The following is a 19024-nucleotide window of genomic DNA, read 5'->3' as shown; positions in this document are numbered from 1 at the left end:
AAACGGGTCGTATCGTTGTCCATGACCGCCTTTTCGTGGTTTCCCCAGATCTTCGCAACAAACTTACCGTCCATTTCACGGACCATGTCCACAGTTTCGTTCGGGCGCATGCCGTAATTGACCAGGTCACCCAGCAACACGAACTTGTCGACACGGCGACGTCCGACTTCTTCGAACACCGCATTCAGAGCCGTCACATTCGCATGGATATCCGACAACAGCGCTAGTCGCATTTTTATTTCCTCAGGAACTCCATGAGAGCGTTCTTGTTCTCGACGGGTGTTGTCGTCGGGCGGCCCAAATCCTTGCGGTTGCCCTTCTTTACCTTGACTTCGAGGAGCACGGGACCTTCAATACTGCGCAACTTGCCCAGCGCTTCAGCGAGCGATTCCTTACTATCGGCAGTCAGGGCGTCCTTGTAACCCACAGCGCGTGCCACAGCGGGAATATCAATCTTGAGGCCAACCGTCGGCTGGCCGCCCACAGAATCGTGAGCGCCGTTGTTGAATACCACGTGGACGTAATTTGCAGGGGACTTGCTCGCGACAATCGCCATGGACCCCATGTGCATGATGGTCGCGCCGTCACCGTCGAAGCACCAAACCTTGCGGTCATTCTTTTCCATCGCGATGCCGAGCGCAATCTGCGAGGCGTGTCCCATGGAACCCACCGTCAAAAAGTCGCGTTCGTGGCCTTCGCCCTTCTGGGCGCGGTATTCAAAGAGTTCGCGGCTGATCATGCCCGTCGTAGAGACAATGACATCCTTTTCGCCAAGCGCTGCGGCCACCGTCTGGATGGCTTCTTCGCGGCTCATCGTCAAATCGTTCTTCTCGACGCTCTGGAGCTTGTAATCCTCAAAGGTGTCCTTCTCGATGACAAGCGCGTAGACCTCGCCCGTTTCCTTCATCGTCTTGACTGCCTTCGCAATCTGCTTCGCGGCCTTGTCCTCTTCCTTGCTGAGCACGTCGAAGTTCACACCCATCGTGTTGAGGATGCCGGTCGTGACCTTGCCCTGCTTCACGTGCTGCGGCTCGTCGTGAACGCCGGGGCGTCCGCGCCAGCCAATGAGGAGCAGCACGGGAATGTTGTAGACTTCCTTGTCTGTAAGCGAGGCGAGCGGGTTGATGATGTTGCCTTCACCCGAGTTCTGCATGTACACGACACCGATGTTGCCCGTAGCAAGGTGGTAACCCGCGGCAAGCCCGACAGCGGCACCTTCGTTCGCAGCAATAATGTTGTGCTTGGCATCCTTATTGTCGGCGATATAGGCGCAGATATTCTTGAGCAGGGAATCGGGTACACCCGCAAAAAAATCAATGCCGTAAGAGGCTAGCGTGTCGATAAAAAACTTAGGACTGATCATGACTACTTCTTCATTGTTCCGGGAATAAGGTTCAAAATCTGCTTGATGGGCATGCAGTACTGCTCCGACGCCTCGAGGCTACGGCTGTGCGTCAGGATGGATTCCGCACACTTCACCATGGCGGGGTATGCAGACCTAAGCATGTGGTTTGCATAGATGACAATGTTGATGCCCCAAGTCGCCAATTCCTCTTCGGTAAACTGGTTGTAGGTCGTGGGTACTGCAACAATCGGCGTATGCGCATCCTTCTCGCGGAAGCGCTTGCAGAATTCCTTGATGTCCTCGCCGCTCTTGTCCTTGGAATGGATCATGATGCCGTCGGTACCGGCTGCCACGTAGGCATGGCAGCGTTCCAGAGCATCGTCCACGGACTTGCCCGCAATGAGCGATTCGCAGCGGGAAATCACCATAAAGTCGTTCGTAATCTGGGCATCCTTGCCCGCACGGATCTTGGTGCAGAAGCCCTCGATAGTGTCCTGCGTCTGGATAGCATCCGTCCCAAACAGGGAGTTCTGCTTGAGGCCAACCTTGTCCTCGATAATAACCGCAGAGATGCCGAGGCGTTCGAGTGTGCGGACCGTAAAGCCGAAGTGTTCCACCTTTCCACCGGTATCGCCATCAAAAATGACCGGCTTGGTCGTGACTTCCAGCGTGTCGTTCAGGTCGTGCAGGCGGGTCGTGAGGTCCACCGCCTCGATATCCGGCTTGCCCTTGCTGGTGGAGTCCGTCAGCGAAGAAGACCACATGCCGTCGAATTCACGGACGCAGCCGTTGATTTCAACACTCGTATGTTCAGCAATCAAGCCCGTAAGGCCGTTGTGTGATTCCAAAATACGAACAATCGGCTTTGCCGCAATTAGGCGGCGCAATGAAGACAGTCTCGCCTGCGGAGTCGTACCTAGTGATTCCATTTCCTTCTTGAGGCCTGTCGAGGTGATTCCCTGCGTATAGGGGATTTCAATCACCTTGCCCCCCTGGGCTTCCATAACCTTGAATACCTCGTCACGGATATACTTATCCGGACCGTAGAGCCAATCATCGCCGTGAATAATGTAATCGGGCTTATACTTTTTCAGGTTTTCTACATAACTCCATTCATCTTGCGGAACGACCTTCGAAACCCCCTTGATATTCTCGATGACATTCTTGCGCTGTTCGTAGTTCAGGTACGGGAGGCGCTTGTGCGTCGCAATCGCCTTATCCGTAAAAAGCCCAATCATCACATCACCGTACTTGACACCCTCATTGATAATATTGATAAGACCGGGATGCATAATATCCCCAATCATTCCTAGATAAACAGTCTTTGCCATGCTTCACCTTTTACAAATCTTTTTTTATGCCACTAATTTAGAAAAAAGTTGAAACCAACATCGTAAATAGAAGCTACATTGACCATTTGCACTCAGATAAATATATTTATCGCCAAAAAGTACATAGACTATATGATCAATCGCACGCAAGAAGAGATTACAGCCCATTGGCCAACAAACGAGACACCGCTTGTAAGCATCCGCTGCACAACATTCAACCAAGAAGAGTTCATTGCTCAGTGCCTAGAGGGTTTCTTAATTCAGCAAACCGACTTTCCTTTTGAAATTTGCGTGCATGACGACGCAAGCTCTGACCACACAGCCGACATAATTCGAGAGTACGAATTCAAATACCCTAAAATCATTAAACCGCTATACGAAACTGAAAATCAGTGGTCAAAAAATGACGGTTCTTTCACACGAATCGTCACATCCATGTTGACTGGCAAATACATCGCCATGTGCGAAGGCGATGACTATTGGACAGATCCGAAAAAACTACAAAGACAAGTGGAATTCTTGGAGAAGCATTCCGAATATTCTCTCTCGGCAGAAAACGGTTATACCCTATTTACAAAAAACGGCGTTGTCAAGCCATTTTCTAACGATCCCGAATGCGAGCTATCCTTTGATGAGCTTTTGATAAAGCGGAGATTTCCCACTGCATCTGTCCTATACCCACGAAAATATCTTATTGAGTATCAGAAACTGGACGTACCCGCATTTGATTCAAGCCTATGGGCATTCCTTTCGACAAAGGGAAAAGTCCACTTTGATCCGGTAATTTCGTCTGTGTATCGCCGTGGTCCCGGCATTACAGAGAACAATAAAATCCGTTGGGCCTATTCCAGTGAAGAACTGAATAACGAAGTAGAAAAGTATTACAAGCCTAATGCAACCGTTAGAAAAGCTCGTAAGCGCACTCTTTTCTTTGATTTCAAGGCAGGTTGGAAAGCAGCCAAAGAACAAGGCAAGAAAAAAGATGCCCGGAAACTACTTTTCAAAATGATTTTCAAGACACCCTCGTTTTTCATGAAAGACTTCATAAAATGCAAGGGCTCATATTACAAGAAAAAGCTTGCCACAAAATTTTGGAACATTTATTACACGGTAGCCCCAGCAAGAAATCTAAACAAAGTCAATGACCGAAAAGTGCCTATCATAATTTCACTAACAAGTTATCCGGCACGATTCAAAACATTGCATCTAGTCATAAAAAGTTTGCTGAACCAAGACATGCAGCCCAATAAGGTTGTATTGTACTTAGACAAAACAGTAACTTTAAATGAATTACCGACAAACGTTTTAAAATTACAAAAGAAGGGACTTGTCATTCGTAATATTTGTGAAGACATCAAGCCACACAAAAAGTACTTCTATGCAATGCAAGAATACCCTGACGCGGCCATTATTACCGTAGATGATGACGTCATTTACACAAAGGACACCGTATCCTCTCTCTACAAGTCATACCTAAAAAATCCAAACTCTGTTTCCGCAAGACGCGTCCATCAAATTTCGCGCGGGCTAAACGGTGAAAGCATGCCTTATAACACTTGGGACGAGGAAGTAAAAACATTAAAAACGGGTGATAAAAACGCATTTTCTGTTGGTGTAGGCGGTGTATTATACCCCCCAAAAATATTCGATTTCAGTAAGCCTTACCTACAATCAGCAACAATCATTCAGCAATGCCTAAAAGCCGATGACATTTGGCTTGCATTCATAGAAAGAGCAAACAACATTTCTGTTTGCTACGTTCCAAACAAGCATCCGCATCCTTACGAAATTTTAGATTCTACACTTAAAAAAACGGCCCTCAGAAACCAAAACGTCTTTGAGAGCCAAAATGACTTATATATTAAAAACTGTAGAAACTACTTCCGCTTTGATTTATAGCTTTTTTTGACATCATTGTCAATTTGGATAAAAACCGGATAATGATCCGATGGTAATCGTTGGCTATTTTCATACCAATAGGATTCAGTCAATATTCCATATTTCCTCACACTAACTTGAGGAGATACAAAAATATGGTCAACTCGGTCATTCGATACGTGGTTTGGATCAAATTTATTAAATGTTCCATTATTTGCCATTTTTAGCAAAGTCAAATCATATGCATCCTTTATCACTTCCGAGTTATTCAATATTCTATAGCCCTCTCCACGTTGGTTAAAATTAAGATCGCCCATCAATAGAACAATATCTGATTTTTTTGATAGCAGATTGATTTTCTTTATCAACAACTTAGTGGATTCACGTTCAGATTCACCACCAGCATAGTCCGTGTGGGTATTGAAAACTAAATAGTATTTCTTTTTCCCTATTTCCTTAAACCTAGCCCAGGAGCAGGAACGGATATATTTAGCATTCCATCCGAGAGTCGGTTTGTCTTCTTCAGGAGACAAATAGAACATTCCACTATCAACAATGGCAAAACGTCCCTTCTTGTAGAAAATGGTATTGAAAGAGCCCAAAAATCCATTTTCATGATTGGGAAAACCAACTCTCTTATAATCAGGAAGTTTTTCATTCAATTCATTCAACTCTTTTTCATAGTCTTCTTGGACTCCCATAAAATCAAAATCATAGAACAAGACCATATCCACAATCGCACGGCTACGATTACCCCAAATATTTCCCGCAATAGAATCATTCTTTATATTGATACGGATGTTCCATGTAGCGATATTAACAGTCTCTGCAAAGGAGAAGCTCATGATTGAGCTACAAAACAAAAGAAAAAAAATAAGTTTCTTTTTCATTTTCTTACCTTCTTAAAGTTTAGTTTTATAAAATTTAATCTTTTTTGAACAATGCCAAAGGCATAGCCCATCAGAAAAGTGCGAAAACAAGCCTTTAGGATTTACTTTTCAGCACATCACTTTTCAGGTTCGAAAGAAATCCCCTAACAAAGCTCTTAAACCCTATAACTTTCAAGACACGAAAACAATTGCAAATTCCAATCCATACGGACTTTTTCAATAGCAAGTAGAACCAATACTCCACATGTTTCGCCCTGTATTTTGACAAGCTTTTTCCAATCAACTCGCCTTCGCATTTTAACGCAACATCAAGCCGGCAAATTAAAGCCTCCAAAGAAGACGCCTTAATCAGGGAATTTTCTCTGTATGTATAATTATAAAGACGAGAGTTTACATATTTAACATTTGAAGCAAGCAAAGCGATCCGCGTACTAAACCAGGCATCATTACTCCAACGAGTTTCATCAAAGCATACATGATTGGCCACAACAAGTTCCCGGCAAATAAACTTCGCCCAAGGTGCATTCCGTCTATACAAAATATATCCGTTATCGTTTTCTTTTTTAGCCAAATCAAAAATAGAATTCGCCTTATGCTCAAAATCAGCCAACTGCAACGTTTCCGAATCCCTGTAATTTATCTTAAAAAAAACAAGGTCGCAAGTATCATCCTTGAACGCATCCATTTGGGCATCAAATATATTTTTTTCAAAAAAATCATCACAATCTGAAAAAACAAGCCATTTTCCTTCAGCCAAATCCATTCCCACATTTCGAGCATGTCCTGCACCCAGCCCAGACTTGTCAAAAACAACCAATGTATTTGGCTGATTCAATCCCGGAAACGATTTAAAATCTACAATGTCACCATCACTGTTATCATCAACAATAATAACCTGTAAATCATCACGTACAGGCAAAGATTCCAAACAGCGCCTAAGCAAATCGGGATTATTCTTATGCGGGATTACAACTGAATAATTATACATCTATACTTCAAAAGTTGATTTATGCGGTAATATGCATTCAAAAGCATCTATAATACGCTTTTTTAAAGATTCAAAATCTATATCTGAATCACTATCATTTAGACAAACCATAGGCGCGTTCCTACCTACAATCAGCTTTTCAATTTGCCCTATGGTATTATCGTTAATTTCCACAAATTTTCCCCGTTTTTTGCAGGGAATAAATTTTCCCGAAGCAAATTGCCAATAGCGGAACAGCCAATGAGTAAGATCTTCTTTTGTTCGGAACCTGTTCTTAGTAGTCAGAAGCAATGATTGATTTTCTTTCGACCAGACCTCTTCCAATATTTTTTTATCGTAAGCGACCGGCAAGTGATCATCATAAAATCCGGTAAACTGCCCCCAAGGCAAAAGAGCTACATTTCTATAAAGATCAAAACCATATTTCAAAGAAAAGTATTTAAAAAAATGATTTCTAAGGCATCTTCCCTTACTAAAATGCCTATTTACAAGAGTCATATCATTTGCTCGAAAAGAGAATGAATTCTCATCACTAGGTATTAATGCATTAAAAACAGCCCGATCGCAAGGAATCCCCTTTTTAAAGAAAAAATCAGGGCGCAAACACTGCAAGATAAACGTATCATCATTAAAAAAAACAAATTTATCAGACAACCCGTCAATGCGGTGCATATTCAGCTCTAAAGGGTTACAGCTAAAAACAGGAAGAACCTCATTAGGCAAAAAATCAGAATGCTTAACAATATTTAATTTAGGATGTTTCGTATTTAAAAAAGGTGGTAAATGTCCCCAAGTAACAAAATGAATCTTTCTAACCCAAGGAGTACATTTTTCAATAGAACGGAACCAATACTTTAAATTATCCCAATCTCGATAACGGTTGACCTCCCCCTTTTGTGCATTCGGATCCCATTTAGTTTTTTCTTCAAGCCATCTAGGGTCATTTCCATCAACCCATAACAGGACAAAATCTATTTTTTCATTCATCTTACAACCACTGTTTTAATATATACGACGAATAAGGATATGTTTCCTGGAATCCATTATATATGAACATATAATACCAATATGCAAAATAATATGCAATTCCAAATATCCCAACAACTCGCTGCTTTACCTTACTTAAATGAGCACAAATAAAAGGCAATGCAAAAATTTGCGTTATCAAGAAATAGGTCATGATTCGTTCAGCATCATTTCCGATTAGCTCTCGCGCCTGAGTCGAAACAACCATCACGACTAAAGAAAAAGCCAAATAGACCGTTTCTTTCCTAAAGAACTTTTTTCTATAAATAAAAAACAACATAGGGATTGGCAGCGATATCAAAAACTTCGTTACAAAAAAACCATGAGTGCTATCTTTAAAATAATGAGCAAAAACCGCATTTAATCCAAGAGCCGCAAGAACAACATCAATAGATTTTTGGACTAACAACGACGCAATAATACCCATCGCCACCATGGACCACATTAATTTATAAGACCGGGTATTCCGAAATAGAATGAACAACGGATAAATCGCAAAAGCAACAAATGCAGAAACATGAAACGCGCAAGCAAAAGCGACCGTCATTAAAAAAGGCAACAACTTGCGTTTATAAGCAAAAGTGCAAGCGTATAGAACAATTGCACAAGCAAGACTCTGTCTCATCTGATTCAAAGAGATATTATAGTACGATAAGTAATACACGACTAAAGCAATCCATACGGGCATCCGATTCTTGAAAACAAGCAGAGTTTTCATCACAAAGAACATCTGCAATGCCATAAGGATGCCAAAGAACACATTATAGCTATCCGTAAACCGGCTTACCAAATAATTCAACAGCAAATAGCCCGGTTCCATTCGAATCATCCAATAAAGATCTATTTCCGAATACCACCTGCTTTGATAGACATCCAAAAAACAGTCCTTGCCATACACCATCACATCTGTTCCGATACAGTCATCACGAACACCAGCAACAACGGCCACCGGCAAAATAGCAAGAAACAAAACAAACCAACGTTGCTTAGCATCGCCTAGCGTGGAAGCCGCATAAAAAAGCAGCGTTGAAATAGTAAATGTGATAATATAGGCAGACAAGATTACAGCTCTTTCAGAAAGACGGGAATCGATTGGCTTTGATACTTTTCAAAAAATAGTTTCTTAAATTTAATTCTTTCTTCACAATCGTTCAAAAGCGAATTCATAACTTTGCCATAATCCGCTTCCGTTTTTGCCTTTTTCATGAAGCTTGAAAATTCCTGCGATATGCCTTCAAAAGCAAGCTCATTGCCAATAACAGGCGTTCCGCAGGCTAGGGATTCTACAACTTTAACCTTAACACCTGCCCCCGAAAAAATAGGAGATATAACAGCCCGCGAATTGGCAATAATCTCATAAGGATTGTCAACAAAGCCTAGGTACTGGACATTGGGCAACGTTTTTATGTAATCGGAAAATTCTTTAGGCAATCCGATTCCTATAATTCGGAATAGTTCAGACTTGGGACGGCTAGGATAAACCGTATCAAAGAACCATTTTAAACCGTCAAAATTATCAGGGCGCTTCCACTTTCCAAAAAAGACATAAACGTTCTCCACTTTTTTCGGAACCGCCTTAACAATACTATTATCTAGATAAAAATTCGTATGTTTCGCTTCTAAACCATACGCACTTTTCACAATGCCAACATCTTTTTCGCTAAACGTGAATATGGTCAAATTAGGCATGCGCATAAGACAGCCTTCCGAATAACGAACAATTTTGGCATTCAAATTTTCTTTATGTCCATAACGTTCAGCCATTACATCATGAGACATCAAAATCTTTTTCGCTTCAGGAAAAAACTTTCCATATAAAAGCATCTGACTATGATCTAAATACAACAAGTCGTAAGCATTCGATTTCCAAATCTTTTTCAAAAAACGAAGCAGTCTATAACTGAAGCGAATGGTAAATGTTGGATGGAGCAACGGATACTTAGCACTATTCCAAAGCTTCACTGCCGTCGAATTCTTGCAAACCATTAACACGCGAATATTTTTATTCGGGCTGACATAATCTTTGTCAAAGGAATACTTATAATAAACCAAATCCACTTGGTTTTCCCTTGACAAGTCCTCAAGTAACAATCTGGTGAACTTTTCTCCACCAGCCCTATCACTAGGTACATAAGGAGTCAAAAACAAAATTCGCATAAACAACCTATTCGTGCGTTCTCCAATAATTTTTACACGAAGCAAAACGAATTCTATTCTTCTTTGACAGGCTTTTATACCTTGCTCCTAACTTATTCGCCAAAAGCTTTGTAGCGCATTCCAAGACATAATAAAGGCATAAAATAAAATGGCCTTTTTTTGCTAAACGAGAAAGAATCCATTTTACCATTTTCATGCCCTCAGATACGGCAGACACATTTGAAAATAAATCTTCATTCATCTTCATGAATGCGCCGACATCAAAATTTCGAGCAAATTGCTGCCTTAACGAATAATTATGGGAATGATAAACTCCAGCAGTTCCAACATACGCAATTTTATAACCTGCAAAAATAAATTGGGCGGCAATTTTCATATCCTCATTCACAAGGATATCCTTATCAAAGCCACCTATAGCATCATAAGCAGAACGACGATACGCAGAGCAGCAATCCGAAGAAAAAAACGTTTTAACTCCCAAACGAGGCAAATCATCCTTATCACGGACAAAGACTCGTTCCGAATAGTTGAATTCTCGATTCAACTTTTCGATCAAGGGAGCATCATGTCTTGCAATCTGCCGACCACTAGACATTGCAATACGATCATCTTCCGCAAAAGGAGCAATTAAACGTTCCGCATAGCATTCATCTACAGGCAATACGTCTTGCGTCAAGAAAAGGACAATATCACCAGTAGTCTTCTGAAGTGCCCAATCGCGAGTTCCACCATGGTTGAATTTTTTCCGTTCAACATTAAAAACAGTCACTCCAGCAAACGAACTTGAAATTTCAACAGTCTTGTCTGTAGACTCTGAGTCAGCAACAATAATCTCATTGAATTTGACTGTCTGAGAAAAAAGACGTTCTAAAAGAGCGCCTATATAGCGCTCAGCATTTAAGGTTGGAATTACAACACTGACTTTCATTCAAGGACCTTCTCATCGCAGTCCTTGAACCAATCCTTGAAAGCTTCTTCCAATGAATACTTCAATGAATAACTCTGCGAGAGTTTTTTTCCATCAACATTTGTACTAATCATCAATTTTTTTACACGAGCAGGGCATATGCCTAACCCAAGTCCACCCATAAGCCCACAAACGGAAGCCACCATCATCATTGGCTTTTTAGGAATAAATGGAATAAACCGTTTCATTCCCGTAGCCACCATCATTGCATGACAAATTTGTTCAATAGTAAAAGACGGATAATAGCAGCAGTTGAAAAGTTGTACCTTTTCGGCATTCCTGTTTTCAGCCATTTCAAGCATGACGCGAACAAGATTTTTCACATAAATGCAAGCTTTGATTGTATCCTTGCGACCGGCATAAGCAAACTTATGACTTTTCAAGCCTTTGTACAGGCGAGTCATATTACCATTTTCGCCGGTACCAAACACAATTCCCGGACGAACAATGGATAGTCTATGGTTTGAATTTTCCGCAGCCCATTCTTCATGCGTTTTTTCAGCAACAAGTTTGGCAATTCCATACGGTGTATTAGGAGTAGGGAGTGTATCCTCCGTTTTCAATTCCTCAGCGGCTCCATACGTAGCGATGCTGCTAGTAAACACAATATTTTCAATACCATACTTGCGCGCAAATTCGCAAACGTTCTCCGCACCACGGATGTTAGTCTCATAATAAGCGTGGTCCGGATGCCCCGGCGTACGATGTATTGCAGCAAAATTAAATACAAGAGTATTCTTGCCAAATTCGCCTTGCATTTCAATCGGTTTACGGACATCGACTTTTTGATAAGAGACGGCCGCATCTTTTTGATCCATAGAAGGATCTGCAAGTAAATCCGCAACATACACTTTAGCATTCGGATACTTTTCCCGAAGTAACCGAAGCATATGCGTTCCAATAAACCCAATTCCTCCGAAGATTACAAAAGAGTCAAACATTCCTTATTCCGCCTTGCCTTTACCAATGCTAGTCACTTCGAATCCGATCTTTCTCAGTGCGTCAGCATCCAAAATATTGCGGCCATCAAATACAAATGCAGGCTTTGCCATCGAGCTGTAAATACGCTTCCAGTCGAGTTCTGCAAAGCACTTCCATTCAGTGCAAACTACGACGGCATGAGCGCCTTCGGCAGCCTTGTATGGGTCTTCCTCGAATGCCACTCGGTCAATCACATCCTTGAGGTCGCGCTTAGCATCGGGGATTGCCTTCGGGTCGGTCACAACAGGCAGAGCATGTTCGGCGAGCAAATCGCGCACAACGAGGTTTGCGGGGCTTTCACGGGTATCGCCCGTATTTGCCTTGAACGCAAAACCGAACACGGCAATTTTCTTGCCGGCAATCGTATTGAACATCGTTTCGAGCATGCGGTCCACCACGCGGTGCGTCTGCCACTCGTTAATCTTCACGACGCTTTCCCAGTAAGCCGCCACTTCCGGCAAACCGTAATAGCCACAAAGATACACAAGATTCAAAATATCTTTTTTGAAGCAGCTACCACCAAAACCGATGGATGCCTTAAGGAACTTGGAACCGATGCGGCGGTCCTTGCCCATCACGTAAGCGACTTCATCAACGTCTGCACCGGTGCGTTCGCAGAGGGCGCTAATCGAGTTGATAGAACTGATGCGCTGAGCGAGGAAGGCATTTGCCGTAAGCTTCGTAAGTTCGGAACTCCAAAGGTTCGTTGTCAAAATGCGGTCACGCGGAACCCAATGCGCATAGACGTCCACAAGTTTCTGGCAAGCCGCAAGGCCTGATTCCGTCTGATGCGAACCTATGAGCACACGGTCCGGTTCAAACAAGTCGTTGATAGCCGTACCTTCTGCAAGGAATTCCGGGTTCGAAAGCACTTCAAAGTGAAGGCCCTTGTCGTTCGAATTCAAAATGCGTTCCATGGCAGCCGCAGTGCGGACTGGGAGCGTAGACTTTTCGACGATAATCTTGCCTTCGTCTGCAATTTCCAAAATGTTGCGAGCGGTCTTTTCCCAATACTGGAGGTCGGACGCCTTGCCCGCGCCATGCCCAAACGTTTTCGTCGGAGTATTGACGGACACGAAAATAATGTCGGCTTCCTTAATGGCTGCGGGAATATCGGTGCTGAAGAACAGGTTACGGCCACGAGCGCGCTTCACAACATCATCTAGGCCGGGTTCAAAAATCGGAAGATTTTCGCTATTCCAGGCATCAATGCGCGATTGGTTTATATCAACAACGGTAACCTTAACATCGGGGCACTTATCGGCGATAACAGTCATGGTCGGTCCACCAACGTAGCCGGCACCAATGCAAACAATTTTAGTTTCGAAACTCATGATACTACAAGATAGCAATTACAACGCAGCATGATAAGCCTCACATCTAAAACATAGGCTATTTATAAGGTTTCAGCGCTATTTGGCTTATTTAAAGAGAGCCGTAACTTCACTGACACTTTCAGGCAGAATCACCCGCGTAGAGTTTGTTTCACCATCACTCCAACCTACAAAAACAGTTCCTGCAAGAGGCTCCGCGCTGAGCAACACAGGGAATCCCGTAAAGAAATTCACAGTCATTTTCTTCTCATCTACAGGGAGATTATGCACTAGAATCCGGCCAAAACCATTTACAGATAAGGTTACAGTAGCCTTTTTGCCCAATGCGAAAAATTCCTGCAATTCATCGTAAACGACTTTAGGGCGATTCATCGCAAAATTCTTGATGGCGTTGAGCTGTTTTGTCATTTTCGAAGCGTTCAGTCCCCAGCGTTTTTGGTCGCGAGGAATTTCCGACTGGATTTCAGCCATCATATTCTCGATACGTGCAAGCACCCGCGAACTTTCAAAATTCATCTGCAACAGCACCGCCATTCGGTTGATAAACGCCGCCTTGAAATCTTCATTTTCGAGCAATCGCCGAAGCAACAACGTAAATTCAGGCCCATTCGGCCACGAATCCCCATCTTCTGCCGCAGCAAATTCAAATATGTTATTCGTATATTTGCTGTAATCATTCCCAAAACCAAAATCAAGATCATACAGGAACCATTTCCACGGCGCTTTGGGACTTGTGCTGCGCCACTTCTTGAGATTATTCGCCGGCCAGTCGCGGTTATTTGCAAAAATTTCCGTATGCATGTAATTGATGAAATTGTCAACATCTATTTGCGATGCGATGTAAGCATAGTTTTCTTCGTCATCCAGATTGTTTGACTCCAGCCACTCCATCAACGCGACGTAATCGACAGCCGAGCCCGCCGACACCTCATTATTGGCCTTGAGCAAATCTATTTTATCTGGATCAAGCCCATAATGTGTTTCAAAATAGTCTGCCGTTGAGCGCTCACGAATGCTGTGGATACCGAAATATTCGCCGTTATAATACACGACTGCGAATCGCCCGCGCTGGTAATCGACGCCAAGCCCTTCACTCACGGAACTTGCCAATCGGTCGCGAATGTAATCGTTTCCGCAGTTGCTCCCGTTATTGCGTAACAAGAACACCTTGAACTTATTCAGCTCCGGGAATTCAGGGAACAGCGGATAATTCAGGTGTGAATCGCCATACTTTTCACGGAACGTGATCGCCACCGACTTTTTGTCTTTTTGCCTACTGTAATTGCCAAAAATCTTGAGCCCTGCATTCTTCGCAAACGCAGGCGTACTCGTCCCCGGCTCCATCAACTCCACCGTCATGGGAATTTCCTTGTCGAGCCAGTAATTGGCCCCGTAATGAGGTTCCTTGCTCTGCGCATACGGACCTTCCACATAAATTCCAGTATCCGGGTCAAAAAGCGAATTCGGGTCAGCAGAAAGGAATACCGCAGGCACTGCAGGCGCACTCTCGAAAACGTAAGTACGCGTCACCACGTCGCTCGGGAGGCTTTGCGGAGCAATTTTTGCACAGCGTATTACCGTCGTCTTGTCGATTAAAATATTCTTCTGAAATGGCGTCTGTTCCGATGGCAATTTTCCGCCAGTTTCGCACACGGCATTATTCGTACTTTCAAGATTTAGAACAAATGGTTCCGTATAAAATCCCGAAGGCGGGAATAGCAAGGTGTCGATATTTTCTTCACGAGTGAATGTCAGCCCGCTTTCCGTATTGCCATATGGCGAAGGGTCGGCATAGCCCCAGCCATTCGCGTTGTTCCATGTTTTTCCTAGAGGCAACTCCGGATAAGCCACAGAATCCACAATTGCGGTGTCAGCATTCACCAGGTAAAGCGAGCCTCCCTTTTTCGAAAGCTTGAAACCCGCATGCGGTTCATGGCCACGGTTCCGTGCAATGTAGCTGAAAACCTTAAGAGTCACTTCTTGCGATTCATTCGCATCGGGGCTAAATCGCGTCCCATAAATGTTCGCCAAATCAGGAAACGTAGAGCCCGTCGGGAGAGCCATGCGGTAAACCGTCGAAGAATCCCCCGTCCCTTCAAGAATCATTTCGTAACCTTTCCAATCATCAATGTCGGGCTGCGCCAAGCGCACAGAAACCTTGCGGCCCTTTGTAATATACGCCTGCATCAAAATTTCATTTGCCGCCGAAATATCTAGCACATCCGAAGGGTCGGAACTCCCCGTCCCTACAAAAAGCGAAATAGACGCCCACCCAAGTTCCTCGTTTTCGCCCAACTTCATCACCGAGCCTATGCGGCGCTTACCATTTTCACTAAAGCAATTTTTCTTGTATCCCGGCAACGGATCGGCATAGCTGTATCCCGGCGGATCGCTTTTCGCATCCGTCCATGTCCAACAACCAGGCCCAATCATATCCATCGAATCATGCGGCATCACGTAATCGGGATAATTCTTCCCCGACAAGAAAATGACCAAAAACGAATTCGGTGCAATTTTCACGTTGCCCAGTTTCCACTTAAACGGATTCTCTTGCGAGTCCGTTAAGTACATTCCAGACAAATTCACTGTATCAGCAGAAGCATTGAATAATTCTACCCAACCGGCGTCATCGCCTTCGTGATCCTTGTAATCAATGTTAATCGGATCAACCTCAGTGAAAATCACAGGGCCGCCAACAAACGGGAGGTTCACGCCATCTGCATTACCATTTGCAGAAGAACTACTCCCCAGATCAAAATTCAACGAACTTGGATTATCGTCAGAACACGCCGACAAAACCAGCGCAACAAAGAAAATTGAACCTATGGCTCTACTGATTTTAGCAAAACAATCATTCCAACACACCATAACTGGGAATATATATTATGAACGGGTATTCGGAATGCTAGACTCGGAATATAAGAAAAAAACTACTTCCTTGTTTCGAGTTCCGAATTATTAGCTTTCTTTCGGCGCGGTCTGCGAACAATAAAAAGACAAGCACCAATCAACACTAAAGTCACCGAAATCACCTTGCCCATCGGAAAAGCTTCGTTGAATACGAGCGCCCCAGCCAAGGTCGGGACCGCAGCACCGACAGCCGCACTGAACGGGATAATAAACAGTGCACGTCCACGCGAAAAAGACACTTGCGAGTACAAAAACGCAATGCAATAAGTCGCCACATAGCCAAGTGTCCTAAAATCCATAAGCAAGTTAGCCACTGACGAAAACTCGATATGGTCGAGGTCAAAATCCATCGCCAGACTCTTGTAGAATGCCGCAGAAAGCCCAAAACCTACGCCCATGATGAGCGAATCTACCATTTCGCGGTCTTTTACCCAAAGATGCGCAATTAGCGTTGCAAAGCAAAGTCCGCCCGCATACGCCCAAAGCGTCGCGATATTCTGCACCGCCGTCGATTCGCCCAAGTTTTCCACCGAATACAAAAGCCCGGCCACCACAAAGCAAATCGCCACCACGATGCGCTTAGTCAAGACTTCCTTCAAAATGCAAAAGCCCATCAACGCCGTCAGCACCGGATTCAAAACCATCATCGGCTGCACTTGCGAAAGATCATATTGCGCCATGGCAATGTAATAGCCAAGCGTTGCAAGCCCGGAACAGCAAATTCCAAGCCACCAATACTTATTTGTAATAATGCCCTTAAAAAATTCCCATGGCTTAGACGTTCCGCCAGTACGCTTGCCCACAGTGGACACCCCGGATTTTTCCAAGATGTTTCCACAAGCAAACAAAAACGCAGGACCGATTGTCAATAGCAGAAATAACATAGTTAGACGAGAGACGAAAAACTAGAGACGAGAAAATGAGCGATTTCTCGTCTACTTTTCACCATAAATCTCTTTATAAATCCAATAGTTTCCCATGACGCGTTTCACGTAATCGCGGGTTTCCCAGTAGCTGATTTCTTCGACACGCAAATCCCACGGGAGGCCATCGCTTTCGGACTGCCAGCGCTTCGTCGGTTTCGGCCCAGCATTGTAGTTGCAAAGCACGTACATGTAATCGTTCTTGTATTCTTCCTTAAGATCCACCAAGTAACGGATACCCAAGCGAATATTCATGTAAGCGTTGTACAAACGCTTCGGATTGAAATTCTTGATTTCTTCCTTGTCGGCAAGCATCTTGCCTGTCGCGGGCATAATCTGCAATAGGCCGCAAGCGCCCGCCGGAGACGTTATCTGAAAATCAAAAATAGATTCCTGGCGCATCACGCTATACACAAAGAACGGATCGATACTGCTTCCCGAATGATAAACGACCGGATCTGCGTATGGCACCGGGAACAAATAATGCAACACGTCAATCGGCGGAGTCATCAACAAGCGTCTATCCATCTTCGCTTGGAATTGGCGTGCAAGCCTGTAACCGGCTGCAGTTTCGCCCATTTCGTAGAACAGCTTTCCGTATTCGTAAAGGAAATCCAGGCGCTTGAAATTTTTCTTCTTGACTTCTTCATACAGCCTGAAAGCTTCTTCCTCAAAGCCGTACAAGAACAGCTTCTTGATCTTTTCAAAGCGTTCCTTGCTATACGAGGCATCGGCCTTACCGAGCTTGTTCACAGAGCGAATCCAGTCAAGCGTTGCCGCATGCGACATCGGCACGCCATGAGCGTAAGGAATCTGGTCTGCCGGCATCAAGCGATTATCCAGGAGCTTCGTGCGACTGCGGTGAGCATAATACGAAAGCGGGAAATCCTTGATGCAATCGAGGTACGCTGCACGAGCAAGAGAATCCTCGCCCATTTTCATGTACGAATCGCCAAGGAACATTCGCGAAGCGCTTCCGCTCCACAAGAACGGATCCTTAGTCGCATCGCGGAAATAAGCAGCCGCCTCAACCCACATACCGCGCTTGAAGTAGCAATAACCAATGCGGAACCTCGCCCATTGGCGCTTTAAGTTGCTCTTAAAACGTTTATGAATGAGTTTCTTGTAGCAGTCAATGGCCTTGTCGTACATCAACTTTTGTTCAAATTCAAAACCGCGCAACCAAAGATTGTTGGCATTTTCATTGCTGAACTGGCTTACATCCTGCAAAAGCGAATCGTACGTGTGGATTTCTTCGTCAAAAAGACCCGCAGCTTCCTTGCGATAAAGCTTGAGAATCGCCTGAATCCAAGACGGGCGCGCTTCCACATTTTCAATCAGGTAACGGAACTGTTCAATGGCATCAGCATTGCGGTTCAACGCGCGCAATGCACCGGCACGTTTTTCCCACAGCACAATGCGAGTATTCAAATCAAGCGTGCTTTTTTTCAAGCGGGAATAGGCTGGATCATCGAGCACCACTGCCAAAGCCGGATTTTTTTGCACCAGCTGTGCATCCATAATCTGGATAGAATCAAGCAGCTCCAAGCAATTTTTCATTTCGTCCTTGGTGCACGCCATCTTTGCATAGGCAACCTTTTCTGCAAGCGATTCCGGAGTACCAAGCACTTCTCTCAAGCGACGGATCGAGGCATAAGCAGAATCCTTGTACGCTGTACGGCTCGTCAAAAGCTTCATGTACATACGCTTCGCTTGTTTCAACTGGTAAGAATCTTCCAAATAGCGGGCGTAGCGATACTTCAGCGGATCGACATCATCACCATCAGGATTTCCGTTCAAATACACCATCAACGAATCTGCGCGAGCCACATCATTCAGCGAAAAATCAGCCATCGTAGCTTCGATTCTCATGCGGTCTGCCGATTCGCGCCAAGCCCTATCATTTTCCAGGCTTTTTTCGAGGCGGAGCGTTTCGCGCATTTTGGCGAACTGTTCCTGCTTAAAGTTCGCCTTAGCCATACGGAGCACAACAGAGCCCAACAATTCCGGTTCACGTTTACGCAAAGAATTGTAGGCTGCATAGGCGCTATCCCACTGGCCACTGTAATAGTAATAAGCCGCGCGAGCAAAATCACGATGATTCTGCGAAACGGAAATATCATTCATTGTTTTCTTTGCACGAGCCGCACGGATAACGGCATCCTGGAACTGTTCCGGAGCCACCATTTCCTGATCCGAAAACGGGGATTTATACAAAGAATATGCCGATCCATCCGCCTGTGCATACAAGGCGGCAGTGCACGCAAACAACAACGAATAAAATAATTTCATTT

At 44.2% G+C, this 19024-nt stretch carries 15 protein-coding genes; 1 reads left to right on the top strand and 14 read right to left on the bottom strand.

Annotation, left to right across the window (positions count from 1 at the left end):
• From HUF13_RS14425 to aepX, 3 genes are all read right to left on the bottom strand, one after another.
• A partial coding sequence (locus HUF13_RS14425) for a metallophosphoesterase (protein WP_173475781.1) occupies window positions 1-233 on the bottom strand: 233 nt, incomplete at its 3' end.
• Between the two features lie 2 nt (window positions 234-235).
• Window positions 236-1363 carry a phosphonopyruvate decarboxylase gene (gene aepY, locus HUF13_RS14420; protein WP_173475780.1) on the bottom strand — a complete coding sequence of 376 codons (1128 nt, stop codon included), beginning with the start codon at window positions 1361-1363 and terminating at the stop codon, window positions 236-238.
• Between the two features lie 2 nt (window positions 1364-1365).
• Window positions 1366-2676 carry a phosphoenolpyruvate mutase gene (aepX, locus tag HUF13_RS14415; RefSeq protein ID WP_173475779.1) on the bottom strand — a complete coding sequence of 437 codons (1311 nt, stop codon included), beginning with the start codon at window positions 2674-2676 and terminating at the stop codon, window positions 1366-1368.
• Between the two features lie 132 nt (window positions 2677-2808).
• On the opposite strand from aepX, the gene HUF13_RS14410 reads away from it, so the two are divergent.
• A complete protein-coding gene (locus tag HUF13_RS14410; RefSeq protein WP_173475778.1) occupies window positions 2809-4575 on the top strand; it encodes a glycosyltransferase in 1767 nt (588 codons plus the stop codon).
• On the opposite strand, the gene HUF13_RS14405 is transcribed toward HUF13_RS14410, so the two are convergent.
• The 11 genes from HUF13_RS14405 to HUF13_RS14355 form a co-directional block, all read right to left on the bottom strand.
• Entirely contained in the window at window positions 4554-5444 is an 891-nt protein-coding gene (locus HUF13_RS14405) for an endonuclease/exonuclease/phosphatase family protein (RefSeq protein ID WP_173475777.1), read from the bottom strand. The two genes, HUF13_RS14410 and HUF13_RS14405, sit on opposite strands and share 22 nt — an antisense overlap.
• A gap of 94 nt (window positions 5445-5538) precedes the next feature.
• The gene (locus tag HUF13_RS14400) at window positions 5539-6432 is read right to left on the bottom strand and encodes a glycosyltransferase family 2 protein (RefSeq protein WP_173475776.1); all 894 of its coding nucleotides are present in this window, start codon (window positions 6430-6432) and stop codon (window positions 5539-5541) included.
• Window positions 6433-7419, bottom strand: a complete 987-nt coding sequence (locus HUF13_RS14395; protein WP_173475775.1) for a Stealth CR1 domain-containing protein — start codon at window positions 7417-7419, stop codon at window positions 6433-6435. It abuts the gene before it with no gap.
• A gap of 1 nt (window position 7420) precedes the next feature.
• Entirely contained in the window at window positions 7421-8518 is a 1098-nt protein-coding gene (locus HUF13_RS14390; RefSeq protein ID WP_173475774.1) for an EpsG family protein, read from the bottom strand.
• 2 nt (window positions 8519-8520) lie between these two features.
• On the bottom strand, window positions 8521-9615 hold the full coding sequence (locus HUF13_RS14385) for a glycosyltransferase (protein WP_173475773.1): 1095 nt from the start codon (window positions 9613-9615) through the stop codon (window positions 8521-8523).
• 7 nt (window positions 9616-9622) lie between these two features.
• Window positions 9623-10543 (bottom strand): glycosyltransferase family 2 protein, encoded by a 921-nt coding sequence (locus HUF13_RS14380; RefSeq protein ID WP_173475772.1) that lies wholly within the window; start codon window positions 10541-10543, stop codon window positions 9623-9625.
• On the bottom strand, window positions 10540-11523 hold the full coding sequence (locus tag HUF13_RS14375) for an NAD(P)-dependent oxidoreductase (RefSeq protein ID WP_173475771.1): 984 nt from the start codon (window positions 11521-11523) through the stop codon (window positions 10540-10542). Before HUF13_RS14375 ends, HUF13_RS14380 begins: the two co-directional genes overlap by 4 nt.
• Before the next feature lie 3 nt (window positions 11524-11526).
• On the bottom strand, window positions 11527-12897 hold the full coding sequence (locus HUF13_RS14370; RefSeq protein ID WP_173475770.1) for a nucleotide sugar dehydrogenase: 1371 nt from the start codon (window positions 12895-12897) through the stop codon (window positions 11527-11529).
• 87 nt (window positions 12898-12984) lie between these two features.
• The gene (locus HUF13_RS14365) at window positions 12985-15693 is read right to left on the bottom strand and encodes a CotH kinase family protein (RefSeq protein WP_304039223.1); all 2709 of its coding nucleotides are present in this window, start codon (window positions 15691-15693) and stop codon (window positions 12985-12987) included.
• Window positions 15694-15827: 134 nt separating this feature from the next.
• A complete protein-coding gene (locus HUF13_RS14360; protein ID WP_304039222.1) occupies window positions 15828-16634 on the bottom strand; it encodes a DMT family transporter in 807 nt (268 codons plus the stop codon).
• Window positions 16635-16742: 108 nt separating this feature from the next.
• A complete protein-coding gene (locus HUF13_RS14355) occupies window positions 16743-19022 on the bottom strand; it encodes a transglycosylase SLT domain-containing protein (protein ID WP_173475767.1) in 2280 nt (759 codons plus the stop codon).
• Window positions 19023-19024: the final 2 nt, after the last annotated feature.

The sequence above is a fragment of the Fibrobacter succinogenes genome, assembly GCF_902779965.1.
Lineage (GTDB): Bacteria > Fibrobacterota > Fibrobacteria > Fibrobacterales > Fibrobacteraceae > Fibrobacter > Fibrobacter succinogenes_F.
This window is presented reverse-complemented; position numbering and strand designations above follow the sequence as displayed.

Coding starts and splice junctions, on each gene's coding strand:
- HUF13_RS14405 (WP_173475777.1), bottom strand. CDS start 5,444: ATGAAAAAGAAACTTATTTTTTTTCTTTTGTTTTGTAGCTCAATCATG.
- HUF13_RS14370 (WP_173475770.1), bottom strand. CDS start 12,897: ATGAGTTTCGAAACTAAAATTGTTTGCATTGGTGCCGGCTACGTTGGT.
- HUF13_RS14375 (WP_173475771.1), bottom strand. CDS start 11,523: ATGTTTGACTCTTTTGTAATCTTCGGAGGAATTGGGTTTATTGGAACG.
- aepX (WP_173475779.1), bottom strand. CDS start 2,676: ATGGCAAAGACTGTTTATCTAGGAATGATTGGGGATATTATGCATCCC.
- HUF13_RS14385 (WP_173475773.1), bottom strand. CDS start 9,615: ATGCGAATTTTGTTTTTGACTCCTTATGTACCTAGTGATAGGGCTGGT.
- HUF13_RS14410 (WP_173475778.1), top strand. CDS start 2,809: ATGATCAATCGCACGCAAGAAGAGATTACAGCCCATTGGCCAACAAAC.
- aepY (WP_173475780.1), bottom strand. CDS start 1,363: ATGATCAGTCCTAAGTTTTTTATCGACACGCTAGCCTCTTACGGCATT.
- HUF13_RS14400 (WP_173475776.1), bottom strand. CDS start 6,432: ATGTATAATTATTCAGTTGTAATCCCGCATAAGAATAATCCCGATTTG.
- HUF13_RS14380 (WP_173475772.1), bottom strand. CDS start 10,543: ATGAAAGTCAGTGTTGTAATTCCAACCTTAAATGCTGAGCGCTATATA.
- HUF13_RS14355 (WP_173475767.1), bottom strand. CDS start 19,022: ATGAAATTATTTTATTCGTTGTTGTTTGCGTGCACTGCCGCCTTGTAT.
- HUF13_RS14395 (WP_173475775.1), bottom strand. CDS start 7,419: ATGAATGAAAAAATAGATTTTGTCCTGTTATGGGTTGATGGAAATGAC.